The organism is Micromonospora sp. WMMD975 (assembly GCF_029581215.1).
Classification (GTDB): Bacteria; Actinomycetota; Actinomycetes; order Mycobacteriales; family Micromonosporaceae; genus Micromonospora.
Genome location: NZ_CP120739.1, coordinates 2384111 through 2399511, shown reverse-complemented (window position 1 = coordinate 2399511; position 15401 = coordinate 2384111). Strand labels below are relative to the sequence as shown.

Sequence of the window (15401 nt, the reverse complement as noted above, 5' to 3'; positions counted from 1 at the left end):
CGTATGATGCTTGTCCTGTAGCAATCGTCATTCTCGGAGGATGAGCACATGCCGGAGGCGTCCGGAGCGGTGTCGCGTGCCCTGCGCACGGCGCCACCCGACCAGTTGCCGGAGGCCGCGGACGCGGTGCTCCGCCAGACGCTCGGCGCCGCGCGGTCGGAGGTGTTCGTCGCCGACTACCGGTCCAGCGGGTTGTGGCCGGTGCGGGACCAGGAGCGCGCCGACGGCGGCCCGCTCCGCTCGCACGGCGTGGCGCAGCGCTGCTTCAGCAGCCAGCAGCCGGTGTTGGACACCGCGGACGACGGCCGTTGCCTGGCCCACCTGCCGCTGTCGGTATGGGGGGAGCGGCTCGGCGTGCTGCTCGTGGAGTTTCCCGGCGTCCCGGACGCGGCGACGGTGGCGGCGGCCCGGGAGGCCGCGGGTGACCTGGCGGTGGCCATCCGCGCGGCCGACCGGGAGACCGACCGCTACCGTCGGGTGCGCCGGCGGGAGCGGCTCAGCATGGCCGCGGAGATGCAGTGGGACCTGTTGCCCGGGCGCAGCGTCGAGCACGGCGACGTGCTGCTCGCCGGGCAGCTCGAGCCGGCGTACACGGTGGGCGGCGACCACTTCGACTGGTCCGTCGACAGCGACCGGCTCACGCTGACGGTGCTCAACGGCGCCGGCAACGGACTGTCCGCGTCGCTGCTCACCGCGGTGACGGTGAACGCGATGCGCAACGCGCGCCGCTCCGGCGGCAGCCTGGTGGAGCAGGCCGAGCTGGCCTCCGACACCATCTTCTACCAGCACCGGGGGAGCCGGCACGTGGCCACGCTGCTGTTGGAGCTGGACGGTCGGCGGGGCGTGGTGCGGGCGGTGGACGCGGGTTCCCCTCGCGTGCTGCGGCTGCGCGGCGGCCGGGTCACCCCGGTCAGCCTGGAGCAGCAGCTGCCGCTCGGCATGTTCGCCGAGACGCGGTATGCGGTGCAGGAGTTCGGCCTGGAGCCGGGGGACCGGCTCTTCGTGGTCAGCGACGGGGTGTACGCGGCCGAGCCGGATGAGCAGGAGCCCTACGGGGCGCGGGCGATGGCGCGGGCCATGCGGTCCACTCGGCTGCAGCCGGCCGCCGAGGCAGTTGGTACGGTGATGCGCGAACTGCACGCGTACCATGCCGACGCGGATCTTCGCGACGACGCGGTAGTCGTCTGTCTGGACTGGCGCGGTTCCAGCCGGTCGGGTGACGTCACGCGGCGGTGACCAGCGGCGGGGCGAACACGAGCGAGACGATCGCAGGGGACAGCGGGTGGAGCGACCTCCGAATCTTGCCGCGGCCGTCGAGGCGGCTGCCGAGGCGCTCATCGGTGTGCTCGACTCGGCCACGTCGCGGCACACGGTGAGCGTCTCGCCCACCCAGCTGCGGGTGCTGTCGCTGATCGTGTCGCATCCCGACACCAACGTGAACCGGCTGGCCGAGTTGCTGGACGTGGTTCCGTCGTCGGCCAGCCGGCTCTGTGACCGGCTGGAGGCGGTGGGCCTGCTGCGCCGGGCGGCCGACCCGCGGGACCGGCGCGAGGTGCGGCTCATCCCCACGAACGCGGCCGAGTCGCTGCTGCGGGAGTTGCAGGAGCGGCGGCACCGGGCGGTGCAGGCGGTGCTCGACCGGATGCCCCACCGGGTGCAGCACGACCTGCTGCTGGCGCTGTTGGCGTTCGGCCAGGCGGCCGCGATGGCGACGCCGCAGGCCGGCTCCGACTCGACCGCCCGCACGGCCTGATCCGGCGCGCTCGCCTCCACTAATGTCCTAGGATGCCTTAGCGGTGGTGACGGCCGACACCGTCACGACACTGAGAGCTAGCCGGCAGCCCGATATAGTGGCAGCGCAACTGGCCGGCCCACGATCCGTTCGATGGTGGGCCGCATCGGGGAGGGCGCCGGCATCCGACCGGCCGACAACGCGCACGTTCCTCCGGCGGCCGCTCGTTCGGCTGCCGGACCGTGCTGCGGAGGGGGGTTGGGGTGTCGCATCGGCCGGCTCCGGCGGAGCAACCGGGGGATGCGGCGACGGTCTCGACGGACCGCGTCCTCACGTTGCCCAACCTGATCAGCTTCGTCCGGCTCCTCGGCGTGCCGCTGTTCCTCTATCTCTTCCTCGTGGCCCGGGCCGACGTGGTCGCCGTCGTGGTGCTGGCCCTGGGCGGCACCAGCGACTGGGTCGACGGCTGGATCGCACGGCGCCTGCGGCAGGTGAGCCGGTTGGGCGAGCTGCTGGACCCGCTGGCCGACCGGCTGTACATCCTGGCCACGTTGTTGGCGTTCACCGCCCGTGAGGTGGTGCCGTGGCAGTTCACCGCGGCGCTGCTGGCCCGTGAGCTGCTGCTGCTCGGCTCGTTGGGGGTGCTGCGCCGCTACGGCTACGGCCCGCCCCCGGTGCACTACATGGGCAAGACGGCGACGTTCCTGCTGCTGGCGGCGTTCCCGATCCTGCTGTTGGCCGACGCCGCGCCGGGCGTGGCCACCGCGGCCGGCGCGATCGGCTGGGGTCTGGGCTGGTGGGGCCTCGTTCTCTACTGGGTGGCCGGCGCGATGTACGTGGTGCAGGCGCGCCGCCTGGTCCTGGCGATGCGGGCACGACGCGCGGGGGTCACGGCGTGACGGCGGCGTCGCCCCGGGACGGGGAACGGGACCCGTCGGCGCGGGTGTACGCGCCGGACTTCCTGACCGAGCTGTTCCGCAATCCGCTGGATCCGGGTTACGCCGACGCGTCGGCCCGCCGGGCGGTGGGTCCGGTGTCGCGGATGCGGGAGGTGCTGGGCCGTCCGGTGAGCCTGGTGGTGCTGGCGGTGATCGGGTTCCTGTTCGCGGTGGCTTACCGGGAGACGGTGGCGGAGGAGCCGAGTCGGGCGACCGCGCGGGCCGGTCTGATCGCCGCGATCAAGCAGCGGGAGGCGGAGACGGACCGGTTGACCGCGCGGGCGGAGCAGTTGCGCGAGGAGGTCGGCCGGCAGCGGGACGCGGCGTTGAGCGGTTCGCAGGCGTCCCGGTTGCGCACGCTTGAGGCCGGCACGGGCCTGGGTCGGGTGCGTGGGGACGGTGTGGTGGTGCGGTTGGCCGACGCGCCGCGGGACACCGACGCGGTGACGGGGGCGGAGGCCGGTCCGTCGCACGTGTTGTACTCCGACCTGCAGAAGGTGGCGAACGGTCTGTGGGCGGCGGGCGCGGAGGCGGTGTCGATCAACGGGCAGCGGTTGACCGCGACGTCGACGATCCGGCAGGCCGGTGAGGCGATCCTGGTGGACTACCGGCCGGTGACGAGTCCGTACGAGGTGCAGGCGATCGGGCCGGGGTCGATGCGGGGCAAGTTCGACGACGGCCGGGCGGCGGGGTTGATGCGGGAGGTGGCGCGGACGACGGGGTTGTCGTTCGGGGTGAAGGAGGTCGACGACCTCTCGCTCCCGGCGGCTCCGGAGCCACAGCTACGCTACGCCGAGCCGTCGGCGAGTCCGCGTCCGTCGGGTTCGGGTGTCGCGGGTTCGTCCAGTCCTGGGTCGTCCGGCTCGGGTGTTTCTTCCAGCCCTTCGGGAGGTGGCCGATGATCGCGGTGCTGGCGTTGCTCGCTGGTGTGGTGCTCGGGGTGTATCTGGACCCCACGGTGCCGGCGGCGTTGCAGCCGTATCTGCCGATCGCGGTGGTGGCCGCGTTGGACGCGGTGTTCGGTGGGGTGCGGGCGAAGCTGGACCGGATCTTCGACGACAAGCAGTTCGTGGTGTCGTTCATCTCGAATGTGCTGGTGGCGGGCCTGATCGTGTATCTGGGTGACCAGTTGGGCGTGGGTGGTCAGTTGTCCACTGGTGTGGTGGTCGTGCTCGGGGTGCGCATCTTCGGAAATGTGGCGGCGATCCGTCGGCACCTGTTCCGGGCGTAGGTTGGTGGCGATGAGCGAGGAGCACAGGGAGACGGGCACGGGGTGGCCGAAGCCGGCGGAGCCGGGGCGGCCGTCGGGTCCGGCTGGTGAGCCGGATCCTCGTCCGGATGCGCCGGATCCGGACGAGTTGAGCCCGTTGGCGCCGGTCGAGCCGGTGGAACCTGCCGAGCCGGTGGCGCCGGTCGAGCCGGCGGAACGGGAGGACGTGCCGGCGCCGGCGGAGGAGCCGGGGGCGCGGGCGCGGCCGGAGCGGGTGTCCGGGGCGCGGCGGTTGACGTCGGCGGGCGCGATGATCGCGGTGCTGCTGGCGTTGCTGGGTTTCACCCTGGTGGTGCAGTTGAAGACGACGTCGACGGATCCGACGCTCGCGGCGACGCGGGAGGAGGACCTGGTCCGGATCTCGTCGGACCTGGACGCGCGGGAGCGGCGGCTGCGGCAGGACATCGAGGCGTTGGAGGAGAGCCAGCGGCAGTTGCGTTCGGGTGAGCAGGGTCGGCAGGCGGCGCTGGAGGAGGCGACGCGGCGGGCGGACGAGTTGGGCATTCTGGCGGGGACCCTGCCGGCGGTGGGGCCGGGTCTGGAGGTGCGGTTCTCGGGGCCGGACAAGGCGATGTCGTCGACGCGGATCCTGGACGCGGTGCAGGAGTTGCGGGGTGCGGGCGCGGAGGCGATGCAGATCCAGGGTGCGGACGGCACCGCGGTGCGGATCATCGCGTCGACGTATTTCGTGGAAGCGTCGGGTGGTGGCCTGCTGGTGGACGGGCGGCGGTTGGGTGGCCCGTACTCGCTCCTGGTGATCGGTGATCCGGCGACGATGCGTACGGCCTTGAACATTCCGGGCGGGGTGGTCTCCGCGGTGCGGGAGGCCGGCGGTAACGTGACGTCCGAGGATCGTGAGGTTGTGGAGGTTTCGCAGCTGCACGCGCCGATCAAGCTGGACCACGCCCGGCCGGTTTCCTGACCGGTCGCGGCCGCGCCGGTTCGCCCGGTGCGCCGATGACGAAGGACGCAGTTGGTGATTCCTGAGGATCTGCGGTACACCGCCGAGCACGAGTGGGTCGTCGGTGGTGACGGTGGTGTCGTCCGCGTCGGTATCACGCACTTCGCGCAGGACGCCCTGGGTGACATCGTGTTCGTGCAGTTGCCGGACTCCGGTGCGGTGGTGGCGGCGGGTGAGTCGCTGGGGGAGATCGAGTCGACGAAGAGTGTGTCGGAGATCTACGCGCCGTTGGGCGGCACGGTGTCGGCGCGCAACGAGGCGTTGACCGACACCCCGGAGGTGATCAACACGGATCCGTACGGTGCGGGTTGGTTGGTGGAGATCACTCCGGATGATCCGGCTGCGGTCGATGGTCTGTTGACCGCTGACGCGTACCGCGGGCTCACCGAGAGCTGAGGTCGTGTCGTGCCGGGCGGCGGGGTTGGTTCCGCGCGTCCGGTTGCCCTGCATTTCGGCGCTGGCTAGGCTCGCCCAGTCGACCGAGAACCAATAGTTTGAGCGTTGCGGAATGCGCCTTCCCGGGCATGGGGAGCCAGCCGCCGGGTGTGTGTTTGCCCGGCGGCCAGACCCGCCATTTCCTCGACGCCGACCGAACAGATCCGTGAGGTGGTCCCATGACGCGCCCAGACGACGAGTTCCCCCCGCTCGACGTCACTTCGACGCTCAATCTCGGTTCGCTCGACGAAGTGCTGGAGGGGCCGGACACCGATGTGGTGCCGAGCCGCATGTCCGGTTCGTTGCCGCCGGGAATGGCGTTGCTCGTGGTTCGCCGGGGCCCGAATGCGGGTGCCCGGTTCCTGTTGGACCACGATGTGACGACGAGTGGGCGGCACCCGGACAGTGACATTTTCCTCGACGACGTGACGGTGTCGCGGCGGCACGCGGAGTTCCACCGGGACGGTGGCACGTTCACGGTGCGGGACGTGGGCAGCCTGAACGGCACGTATGTGAACCGGGAGCGGGTCGAGGCGGCCACGTTGAGCAATGGTGACGAGGTGCAGATCGGCAAGTTCCGGGTGGTGTTCATCGCCGGTCCGCGCCCGGAGGAGGAGGCCGGCCGGGGGTGAACGAGCCTGCGGCTTCGACGCCGTCCGGGGCGGGGCGTGCGCCTGCGCTGATGAGTATCGGCGAGGTGTTGGCGCGGTTGCGGGCGGAGTTTCCGGACGTGACGATCTCGAAGTTGCGGTTCCTGGAGGCCGAGGGCCTGGTGGAGCCGCAGCGGACGCCGTCGGGTTACCGGAAGTACGGCTGGGATGACGTGGCGCGGTTGCGGTTCGTGTTGACCGCGCAGCGGGATCAGTATCTGCCGTTGCGGGTGATCCGGGAGCAGTTGGCGCAGTGGGATGCCGACGGGGCGCCGTCGGGTCGGGCGCGGCCGAATCTGGTGGCGGTCGGTCCGGGTGGTGAGGTGCCGGGTCGGGAGTCGGTGGAGCCGGTCGAGTCGGTTGAGGTGCGGCTGGGTCGGTCGGAGTTGTTGTCGCGCAGCGGGCTCGACGAGTCGACGCTTGTCGAGTTGGAGCGGCTCGGTGTGGTGGTGTCGGATCCGCCGGGGTGGTATGACGCGGATGCGTTGATCATCGCGGGTGCGGTGGCGGGGTTGGCGGCGTACGGGTTCCAGCCGCGGCATCTGCGGGCGTACCGGTCGGCGGCGGATCGTGAGGTGGGTTTGTTCGCGCAGTTGGTGGCGCCGTTGGTGCGGCAGAGTGATCCGGCGGCGCGGGCGCGGGCGGCGGAGACGGCGCGGGAGTTGATGGCGTTGTCGCAGCAGCTGCATGCGGCGTTGGTGCGGGTGGGGTTGCGGTCGACGTTGGGTCGGTGAGGTGTTGGTGGGGGGCCGGGTGCCGTGGGGTGCCCGGCCCTTCGTGGTGGGTGGGCGCGCGACGTTCGGGCGGCGTGGGCGTGTCGTAGGCTTGCCGGGGTATGCCCGTCTGTCGAGGCGTGGTGCACGTAGCGCGTGGGACTTGCGTGTCCTGTGTCCGTGTACCGTGCAGGGGAAGGCGCGGTGCGATGGTGACGACGACACGGAGGCGGCGGTGCGCGAGCTGAGCGTGGTCGGAGTTCGGGTGGAGTTGCCCAGCAACCAGCCGATCGTCCTGCTGCGGGAGGTCGAGGGGGACCGCTATCTGCCGATCTGGATCGGCGCGGTCGAGGCGACGGCCATCGCCTATGAGCAGCAGGGGGTCAAGCCGGCGCGGCCGTTGACGCATGATCTTCTGCGGGATGTGTTGGCGGCGTTGCAGGCGCCGTTGCGGGCGGTGGAGATCACCGAGTTGAAGGAGAACGTCTTCTACGCGGATCTGTTGCTCGGTGACGGGGTGCGGGTGTCGGCGCGGCCGAGTGATTCGATCGCGTTGGCGTTGCGGGTGGGTGCGCCGATTCGTTGTGCGGAGCAGGTCCTCAGCGAGGCAGGGATCGTGATTCCGGACGAGCAGGAGGACGAGGTGGAGAAGTTCCGGGAGTTCCTGGAGCAGGTGCGTCCGGAGGATTTCGCGGGTTGAGTGGGTCCGGCCGGGTGGTCGGGGTGGCGCGGCGGTGGTTGTCACGGTGGTGACGGCTGGCCGCCGTGTGTGCTGTTGTGGGTTGGTAGCGCGGCGTGTCGGGTGTCTCCTGCCGGTGTTGTCGTCTCCTCGGCGTTAGGGTTGCCGTGTCGAGGGGTGCCCGTACGGGGACGTGGCGCCGCACGGGCGGGGAGGTTGGTCCGGATGCACGAGCCGCGAGATCCTGGTCCGAGTTCGGAGCAGCAGGCGGGTGTGGGGCCTGGGTCGTTCGCTGACGGTGAGGTGGGCTACCGGGGTGTGACCGCGTGTTCGGCGGTGGGCATCAGTTACCGGCAGTTGGACTACTGGGCGCGGACGGCGTTGGTGGTGCCGAGTGTGCGGGATGCGTCGGGTTCGGGGACGTCCCGGTTGTATTCGTTCCGCGACCTGGTGGTGTTGAAGGTCGTGAAGCGGTTGTTGGATGCCGGGGTGTCGTTGCAGAACATCCGTCGGGCGATTGAGGCGTTGCGGTCGCGTGGGGTGGATGATCTGGCGGGCATCACGTTGATCTCCGATGGGACGACGGTGTACGAGTGCCGGTCGCCGGAGGAGGTGGTCGACCTGTTGCAGGGCGGCCAGGGGGTGTTCGGCATCGCGATCGGTGGCGCGTTCAAGGAGATTCAGGGTTCGTTGTCGCATCTGCCGGCGGAGCCGGCGGGTGGGCCGGAGCGGGATGTCGTGGCGGCGGAGCCTGAGGTCGATTCGGTGGGGGACGAGTTGGCGGCGCGGCGGGCGCGGCGCCGGGCCGGGTGATCGTTTCGGTGTCTCGTGTACGGGATCGCGTCGTGGCCTTTTCGGTCCGGCGCGATTCGTCGTTTGGTGACGGTGTGTGTTCGGGGGTGCGGGTTCGGCGGCCGGGGTCGGCCGGGTGTGGGGTGGTCGGCGGTGTGTGCAGGTCGCGGTGGGTGTCGGTGCGGTGTCCGAAAGAGACGGTCGGGATCCCGGCCGGGCGACATGTTTGGGTCGTATCGAGCGAATCGGGTTACAGCGTTGACTGTCCGTGGTCGACGGTTGTCGGGATTCCGACCGGGTGGGCGTGAAGGGTGGCGGCGGGCACGCTATGGTCCCTGACGGTCGCCGGCATGCCGACGTCACGGCGCGTGATGTCGTGTCGCTGGCGACGTCCCCTGCCGCGGCGCTGCCGCGGGCCCCTCGCGGAAGGACCGAGCATGACGGTGACGGACGAGACGACCCCGGTGTCCCACTACGAGCGCATCGGCGGCGCGGCGGCGGTGAAGGCCGCGGTGGAGGTGTTCTACGACCGGGTGTTGGCGGACCCGGACCTGGCCGGCTATTTCACCGGGGTGGACATGGTCGAGCAGCGGCGGCATCTGGCGTTGATGCTGGCGGTGGTGTTGGGCGGTCCGAACGAGTACGCGGGTCGGGGGTTGGCCGAGGCGCATCAGCCGTTGCACATTCCGGCGGACCACTACGCGAAGGTCGGTGAGCACCTGACGGCGACGTTGGCGCAGTTGGGTGTGCCGGGTGACGTGATCGACGACGTGCGGGGCGTGCTCGGTCAGGTGCGCGATCAGGTCGTGTCGGCGGGGAACGCCTGAGCGTGGACGCGGCGCGGCTCAAGCAGAGCTGGGCGCTGGTGGCCGGGCACGGCGACCAGGTGCCGCTCTACTTCTATTCGACGTTGTTCCTGGCGCATCCGGAGACCCGGCAGATGTTCGGCACGGACATGGCCGGGCAGCGGGACCGTCTGGTGTCGGCGTTGGGGCACATCGTGTCGCACGTGGACCAGGTGGATCTGCTGGTCGGGTTCCTGCGGCAGCTCGGCGCGGACCACCGTAAGTACGCGGTGCGGGCGGAGCACTACCCGGCGGTGGGTGAGGCGCTGGTGGCGACGTTGCGGCATTTCAGCGGCGCGGCGTGGACCGACGAGTTGGCCGCGGACTGGGTGGCGGCGTACGGGCTGGTCGCGCGGGTGATGACGGAGGCGGCGCAGGCGGCGGAGGCGCATTCCCCGCCGTGGTGGGTGGGGGAGGTGCTGGTCCACGAGCGGCGCACGTTCGACGTGGCGGTGTTGACGGTGCGGCCGCAGTATCTGTTGCCGTTCACCGCGGGTCAGTCGATCGGGGTGTCGCATCCGGCGGTGCGGTCGTGGCGGTACTACTCGCCGGCGAACGCGCCGCGGGCGGACGGCACGGTGGAGTTGCATGTGCGGGCGGCGCCGGGTGGGGCGGTGTCGTCGCGGCTGGTGTACGGGTGCGCGGAGGGGGATCAGATTCACCTGGCGGCGCCGGTGGGGGACGGGTTGGCGTTGTGGTCGGCGGGGTCGTCGGATCTGCTGCTGCTGGCCGGTGGGACGGGTTGGGCGCCGGTGAAGGCGTTGGTGGAGCAGGTCGCGGCGGAGGGTTCGGGGCGGCGGGTGGACCTGTATGTGGGGGCCCGGTCGCGGACGGAGTTCTACGACAGCGAGGCGATCGACAAGTTGGCCGCGCAGCATCCGTGGTTGCGGGTGTCGTACGTGTCGGGTGGGGATCCGCGGCGGCCGGGTGAGGTGACGCCGGTCGTCGACCGGGTGTTGGCCGAGGGGGACTGGCGGTCGAGGCACGTGTACGTGTGTGGGTCCGACGAGATGGTGAGCCAGTCGGTGGCGGCGTTGACCGGGGCGGGTTACGCGCCGGGTCAGGTGCATCACGAGGGTTACGGCAAGCATTGGTACGGGCCGACGTGGCGTACGGCGACCATCCCTGACGGAGGTATCCGGTGAGTGCGACTCCGATCAGCAGTTATGACGACGCGCAGCACGTGTCGGGTCCGGTGCAGGTGCGGTTGACGTCGGACCGGGTGCGGCGGTGGGAGTTCGGGGCGGCGGCGTTCACGCGCCGCGGGTACGAGCAGACCGATGTGGACCGGTTCCGGATGCAGGTGGCTGACGAGTTGGATTTGTTGGCCGCGCAGGTGGCGAATCTGCGGGCGGAGAACGAGCGGCTCAACGACCATCTGGAGTTGCATCGGCACGGGGTGATTCCGAGCGCCGACAAGCCGGTGATGCCGGCGGCGAAGGAGGTGAACCTGTTGTCGGCGGCGCAGCGGGAGGCGGAGCAGATCATCGCGCAGGCGCACGACTATGCCCGCCGGGTCGCCGAGTACGCGCGGGCGCAGTACGAGAGTTACATGCGGGCGGCGGCGGAGGAGGCGAAGCGGGAGGCCGAGCGGGCGGTGGTGGAGTACCGCAGCAACGCCGGGGGGAACGTCGACGACGCGGTGGCCACGCGGGAGGCGTTGCGGATTTTCGGGGAGATGATGATGTCGCACATGCGGGCGGCGGCCCGGCATCTCGACGACGGCAGTGAGCAGTTGGCGCGGACGATGGAGCGTATCGCCCGGGAGGTGCCGCCGGTCGGCGCGGAGCCGCAGCCGGCGTTGCCGCGTCACCAGCGTTGAGCGGGTGAGGAGGGACCCCTCGGCGTCGCCGAGGGGTCCCTCCTTGTTCGCCGGTCAGGTGGCGAGCGCGTCGGCGACGCCGATCATGAGGTTGGCGGCGGTCCGCCGCGGCGTGTCGCACCGCCAACCTCATGATCACCGCAAGCGTGGCGGGGGCGGGTGGGGGCAGTGGGCGCGGGGGCGAGGGAACATGGGTGGGTGAGTGATGCGATGGAGGCGTTGACGTCGCTGGTGGCGGCGGGGGGTGTGGTGGTGCTCAGCGGCGCCGGCCTGTCCACCGAGTCGGGCATTCCGGACTATCGGGGGCCGAGCGGCGCGGCCCGCCGGCACACCCCGATGACGTATCAGGCGTTCACCCGGGATCCGGACGCCCGGCGGCGTTACTGGGCGCGCAGTCACCTGGGGTGGCGCACCATCGCCCGGGCCGCGCCGAACGAGGGGCACCGGGCGGTGGTCCGGCTGCAACGCGCCGGGCTGCTCGGCGGGATCATCACCCAGAACGTCGACGGGCTGCACACCGCCGCCGGCGCCACCGGCGTTATCGAGTTGCACGGCCGCCTCGACGAGGTGACGTGCCTGGACTGCGGCAACGCGACCGGCCGCGACGAGCTGCACCGGCGGCTGACCGAGGCGAATCCGGGGTTCGACGCGCGGGTGGCGCACGTCAACCCCGACGGTGACGTGGAGCTGCCCGACGAGGCGGTGTCCGGGTTCCGCACGGTCGACTGCGGGGTGTGCGGCTCCGGGATGCTGAAACCGGACGTGGTGTTCTTCGGCGAGACGGTGCCGGCGCCGCGGGTGGCGGACTGTTTCGCGCTCGTCGAGGGGTCCCTGTCGCTGCTGGTGCTCGGGTCGTCGTTGACGGTCATGTCGGGGCGGCGGTTCGTGGTGCGGGCGGCGAAGCACGGCATCCCGGTGGGGATCGTCAACCAGGGCGCCACCCGCGGCGACGGGTACGCCACGGTGCGGTTGGACGCCCCGCTGGGCGCCACCCTGACCGGGCTCGCCGCCGCCCTGGCCGCGCCGGCGGGCGCCTCGGTGTGATCAACCACCGGGACATGAGCGGGAAACACGGCCGCTGGTAGCGTGGGGGTTGCCGGTACCACCCACGTGGGAGAGACCGTCGATCAGGCGGCGCCGAAGGGGCAGATTCTCCCCGGAACCTCTCAGGCAAAAGGACCACGTGGGCAGGCGCTGTGGAGCGCGTCAGCGCGACTCAGGGGGAGGCCGACCCGTCGACCTCGCCCCTCGCAAGGAGCGCCGCGCATGACCGTTGAGCAGTTCGCCGACCGGCACATCGGCCCCGACCCGGCCGCGGAGCGCCGGATGTTGGAGGCCGTCGGTTACAGCTCCGTCGACGAGTTGATGGACGCCGCGATCCCCGAGGTGATCCGCTGGCACGGCGCCCTGGACCTGCCGGAACCAGCGACCGAGCGGGAGGCGGTCGCGGAGCTGCGCGCCCTGGCCGCGCGGAACACCGTCGCCGTGTCCATGATCGGCCTGGGTTACCACGGCACGCACACCCCGGCGGTGATCCGCCGTAACGTGCTGGAGAACCCGGCCTGGTACACCGCGTACACGCCGTACCAGCCGGAGATCAGCCAGGGTCGGCTGGAGGCGCTGCTGAACTTCCAGACCATGGTCACCGACCTGACCGGACTGGCCACCGCGAACGCGTCGATGCTCGACGAGGGCACGGCCGCGGCGGAGGCGATGACCCTCGCCCGGCGGGCGTCGAAGAGCACAAGCCCGGTGTACGTGGTGGACGCCGACGCGCTGCCGCAGACCATCGCCGTGCTCGCCGGCCGCGCCGAGCCGCTCGGCATCGAGGTGCGGGTCGTCGACGTGGACGTCGACGGGTTGCCGGCGGAGTTCTTCGGCCTGCACCTGCAGTACCCGGGGGCGTCCGGCGCGGTCCGTGACCACGCGCCGCTGGTCGCCGCCGCGCACACCGCCGGGGCGCTGGTCACGGTCGCGGCGGACCTGTTGGCGTTGACGCTGCTGCGTCCGCCCGGTGAGATCGGCGCGGACATCGCCGCCGGCACCACCCAGCGTTTCGGGGTGCCGATGGGCTTCGGTGGGCCGCACGCCGGCTACCTGGCGGTGCGCGCCGGCCTGGAGCGGATGCTGCCCGGCCGCCTGGTCGGGGTGTCCCGCGACGCCGCCGGTGATCCCGCGTACCGGCTGGCGTTGCAGACCCGGGAGCAGCACATCCGGCGGGAGAAGGCGACGAGCAACATCTGCACCGCGCAGGTGCTCCTGGCGGTGATGGCCGGCATGTACGCGGTGTACCACGGGCCGGACGGGCTGCGGGCGATCGCCCGGCGTACCCATGCGGTGGCGGCGCGGCTCGCGGCCGGGCTGCGCGCCGGTGGCGTCGAGGTGGCGGACGTGGCGTTCTTCGACACGGTCACCGCGACGGTGCCGGGCCGGGCCGCGCGGGTGGTGGCCGCGGCGGCGGCCCGGGGCGTGAACCTGCGGCTGGTCGACGCCGACCGGGTCGGGGTGTCCTGCGACGAGACGACCACGGCGGCGCACGTGGCGGCGGTGTGGGCGGCGTTCGGCGTCGACGGCGTCGACGGCGACGTGGACGCGGCGTTGCCGGACGGCCTGGCGCGCACGTCGGATTTCCTCACCCATCCGGTGTTCGGCGCCCACCACTCGGAGACGGCGATGCTGCGGTACCTGCGCCGGTTGGCCGACTTCGACTACGCGCTGGACCGCGGGATGATCCCGTTGGGGTCGTGCACGATGAAACTCAACGCCACCAGCGAGATGGAACCGATCAGCTGGGCGGAGTTCGCGCACCTGCACCCGTTCGCGCCGCAGGAGCAGACCGCCGGCTACCGGGAGTTGATCGCCCAGTTGGAGGGTTGGCTGGCGGAGGTGACCGGCTACGACGCGGTGAGCGTGCAACCCAACGCCGGGTCGCAGGGTGAGCTGGCCGGGCTGCTGGCGATCCGCGCCTACCACCGGGACCGCGGCGACGGGGACCGCGACGTGTGCCTGATCCCGTCGTCGGCGCACGGCACCAACGCCGCGTCGGCGGTGATGGCCGGGATGCGGGTGGTCGTGGTCGGTTGCGACGCCGACGGCAACGTCGATCTGGTCGACCTCGACGCGAAGATCGACAAGCATCGGGACGCCCTCGCGGCGATCATGGTGACGTACCCGTCGACGCACGGGGTGTACGAGACGGGCATCGCGCAGCTGTGCGCGAAGGTCCACGACGCCGGCGGTCAGGTGTACGTCGACGGGGCGAACCTCAACGCCCTGGTCGGGTTCGCCAGGCCGGGGATGTTCGGGGCGGACGTGTCGCACCTGAACCTGCACAAGACGTTCTGCATTCCGCACGGCGGCGGCGGCCCGGGTGTGGGGCCGGTGGCGGTACGCGCGCACCTGGCGCCGTTCCTGCCCGGCGACCCGCTCGGCGCGCGCACCGACGGCCGGCCGGCGATCTCCGCGTCCCGGTACGGGTCGGCGGGGATCCTGCCGATCCCGTGGGCGTACCTGCGGATGATGGGCGCGCCGGGTCTGGTGCGGGCCACCGGGGTGGCGGTGCTGGCCGCGAACTACGTGGCGGCGCGGCTGCGCCCGCACTTCCCGGTGCTGTACGCCGGGAACAAGGGCCTGGTGGCGCACGAGTGCATCCTGGACCTGCGTCCGCTGACCCGGGCGAGCGGGGTGAGCGTCGACGACGTGGCGAAGCGGCTGATCGACTACGGTTTCCACGCCCCGACGATGTCGTTCCCGGTGGCGGGGACGCTGATGGTGGAGCCCACCGAGAGTGAGGACCTGGCCGAGTTGGACCGGTTCTGCGACGCGATGATCGCCATCCGTGGGGAGATCGACGAGGTGGCGTCGGGGCGGTGGCCGGCCGGCGACAACCCCCTGGCGAACGCGCCGCACACCGCGGCGATGGTGTCCGGCGACCAGTGGCCGTACCCGTACCCGCGGTCGGTGGGCGCCTACCCGGGCGGCGTGGACCGGGCGGGGAAGTACTGGCCGCCGGTGCGGCGGGTCGACGGCGCGTACGGCGACCGGAACCTGGTCTGCTCCTGCCCGGCGCCGGAGGCGTTCGAGGAGGGCTGAGCGGGGTCACGCCGGGGCGGTGGTGGATCTCCGCCCCGGCCGGCGCGCCGACGGTCACCGCCGGCGCGTACGCAATGCGACGCTGCGTGATCGCTCAGGCGACGAGGGCGTGGCGGGCCGGTCCCCGGTGCGGGGCGATGGTCCGCCCGTCGGGGAGCAGCTCACCGGTGTCCTCGAAGACGATGACGCCGTTGCAGAGCAGGCTCCAGCCCTGCTCAGGGAAGCAGGCGAGGACGCGGGCGGCTTCGCGGTCGGTCGCGTCGGCGGAGGGGCAGGTGGGCTGGTGCTGACACATCGGGTTCTCCGGACTGTGGGGGCACTGTGTCATGGTTCACATGACCAGTGACGCACAGTACCAAGTGAAACCGCGCGGCATCGAGCAAGGTTGCGGCTTGTTCACGTAGATTCGGCTGAACGGATGATCCGGAACCGCCCAGACGTCGTGGAAGCGCTCCCACAGGTACCGGTCGAT

17 protein-coding genes and 1 riboswitch are annotated in these 15401 nt (G+C 71.5%); of the genes, 16 read left to right on the top strand and 1 reads right to left on the bottom strand.

Annotation, left to right across the window (positions count from 1 at the left end; translation table 11 throughout):
• Positions 1-48: 48 nt before the first annotated feature.
• The 16 genes from O7613_RS10280 to gcvP all read left to right on the top strand — a co-directional run bounded on the left by O7613_RS10280 (position 49) and on the right by gcvP (position 14929).
• Complete coding sequence (locus O7613_RS10280) at positions 49-1236, top strand: PP2C family protein-serine/threonine phosphatase (RefSeq protein ID WP_281589300.1); 1188 nt, start codon at positions 49-51, stop codon at positions 1234-1236.
• Positions 1237-1282: 46 nt separating this feature from the next.
• Positions 1283-1753 carry a MarR family transcriptional regulator gene (locus tag O7613_RS10275; RefSeq protein WP_281589302.1) on the top strand — a complete coding sequence of 157 codons (471 nt, stop codon included), beginning with the start codon at positions 1283-1285 and terminating at the stop codon, positions 1751-1753.
• Positions 1754-1995: 242 nt separating this feature from the next.
• Entirely contained in the window at positions 1996-2631 is a 636-nt protein-coding gene (locus O7613_RS10270) for a CDP-alcohol phosphatidyltransferase family protein (RefSeq protein ID WP_282293489.1), read from the top strand.
• Positions 2628-3572 (top strand): DUF881 domain-containing protein, encoded by a 945-nt coding sequence (locus O7613_RS10265; protein WP_282293487.1) that lies wholly within the window; start codon positions 2628-2630, stop codon positions 3570-3572. Before O7613_RS10270 ends, O7613_RS10265 begins: the two co-directional genes overlap by 4 nt.
• Positions 3569-3901, top strand: coding sequence for a small basic family protein (locus O7613_RS10260; protein WP_007071104.1), 333 nt, complete (start codon positions 3569-3571; stop codon positions 3899-3901). The genes O7613_RS10265 and O7613_RS10260 overlap by 4 nt, the downstream gene beginning before the upstream one ends.
• Positions 3902-3911: 10 nt before the next feature.
• Positions 3912-4862, top strand: coding sequence for a DUF881 domain-containing protein (locus O7613_RS10255; RefSeq protein ID WP_282293486.1), 951 nt, complete (start codon positions 3912-3914; stop codon positions 4860-4862).
• Between the two features lie 54 nt (positions 4863-4916).
• The gene (gene gcvH, locus O7613_RS10250; RefSeq protein WP_281589309.1) at positions 4917-5297 is read left to right on the top strand and encodes a glycine cleavage system protein GcvH; all 381 of its coding nucleotides are present in this window, start codon (positions 4917-4919) and stop codon (positions 5295-5297) included.
• Positions 5298-5515: 218 nt separating this feature from the next.
• The gene (locus tag O7613_RS10245) at positions 5516-5968 is read left to right on the top strand and encodes an FHA domain-containing protein (protein ID WP_007071101.1); all 453 of its coding nucleotides are present in this window, start codon (positions 5516-5518) and stop codon (positions 5966-5968) included.
• A 50-nt stretch (positions 5969-6018) separates the two neighbouring features.
• Positions 6019-6720, top strand: coding sequence for a MerR family transcriptional regulator (locus O7613_RS10240; protein ID WP_281589311.1), 702 nt, complete (start codon positions 6019-6021; stop codon positions 6718-6720).
• Positions 6721-6934: 214 nt separating this feature from the next.
• On the top strand, positions 6935-7399 hold the full coding sequence (locus O7613_RS10235; protein WP_088647333.1) for a bifunctional nuclease family protein: 465 nt from the start codon (positions 6935-6937) through the stop codon (positions 7397-7399).
• 204 nt (positions 7400-7603) lie between these two features.
• Positions 7604-8191, top strand: coding sequence for a MerR family transcriptional regulator (locus tag O7613_RS10230; protein WP_282293482.1), 588 nt, complete (start codon positions 7604-7606; stop codon positions 8189-8191).
• A 416-nt stretch (positions 8192-8607) separates the two neighbouring features.
• A complete protein-coding gene (locus O7613_RS10225) occupies positions 8608-8997 on the top strand; it encodes a group 1 truncated hemoglobin (RefSeq protein ID WP_281589315.1) in 390 nt (129 codons plus the stop codon).
• A gap of 2 nt (positions 8998-8999) precedes the next feature.
• The gene (locus O7613_RS10220) at positions 9000-10160 is read left to right on the top strand and encodes a globin domain-containing protein (RefSeq protein ID WP_281589317.1); all 1161 of its coding nucleotides are present in this window, start codon (positions 9000-9002) and stop codon (positions 10158-10160) included.
• Positions 10157-10837 (top strand): cell division protein DivIVA, encoded by a 681-nt coding sequence (locus tag O7613_RS10215; RefSeq protein ID WP_281589319.1) that lies wholly within the window; start codon positions 10157-10159, stop codon positions 10835-10837. Before O7613_RS10220 ends, O7613_RS10215 begins: the two co-directional genes overlap by 4 nt.
• Positions 10838-11047: 210 nt before the next feature.
• Positions 11048-11881, top strand: coding sequence for an NAD-dependent protein deacetylase (locus tag O7613_RS10210; protein ID WP_282294519.1), 834 nt, complete (start codon positions 11048-11050; stop codon positions 11879-11881).
• A gap of 57 nt (positions 11882-11938) precedes the next feature.
• A riboswitch (glycine riboswitch) is annotated at positions 11939-12029 on the top strand.
• Positions 12030-12103: 74 nt separating this feature from the next.
• Positions 12104-14929: an aminomethyl-transferring glycine dehydrogenase gene (gene gcvP, locus O7613_RS10205; RefSeq protein ID WP_282293481.1), complete on the top strand. Its 2826-nt coding sequence runs from the start codon at positions 12104-12106 to the stop codon at positions 14927-14929.
• Positions 14930-15023: 94 nt separating this feature from the next.
• Here gcvP and O7613_RS10200 read toward each other — a convergent pair whose 3' ends face one another.
• The gene (locus O7613_RS10200) at positions 15024-15224 is read right to left on the bottom strand and encodes a DUF5999 family protein (protein ID WP_013286363.1); all 201 of its coding nucleotides are present in this window, start codon (positions 15222-15224) and stop codon (positions 15024-15026) included.
• Positions 15225-15401: the final 177 nt, after the last annotated feature.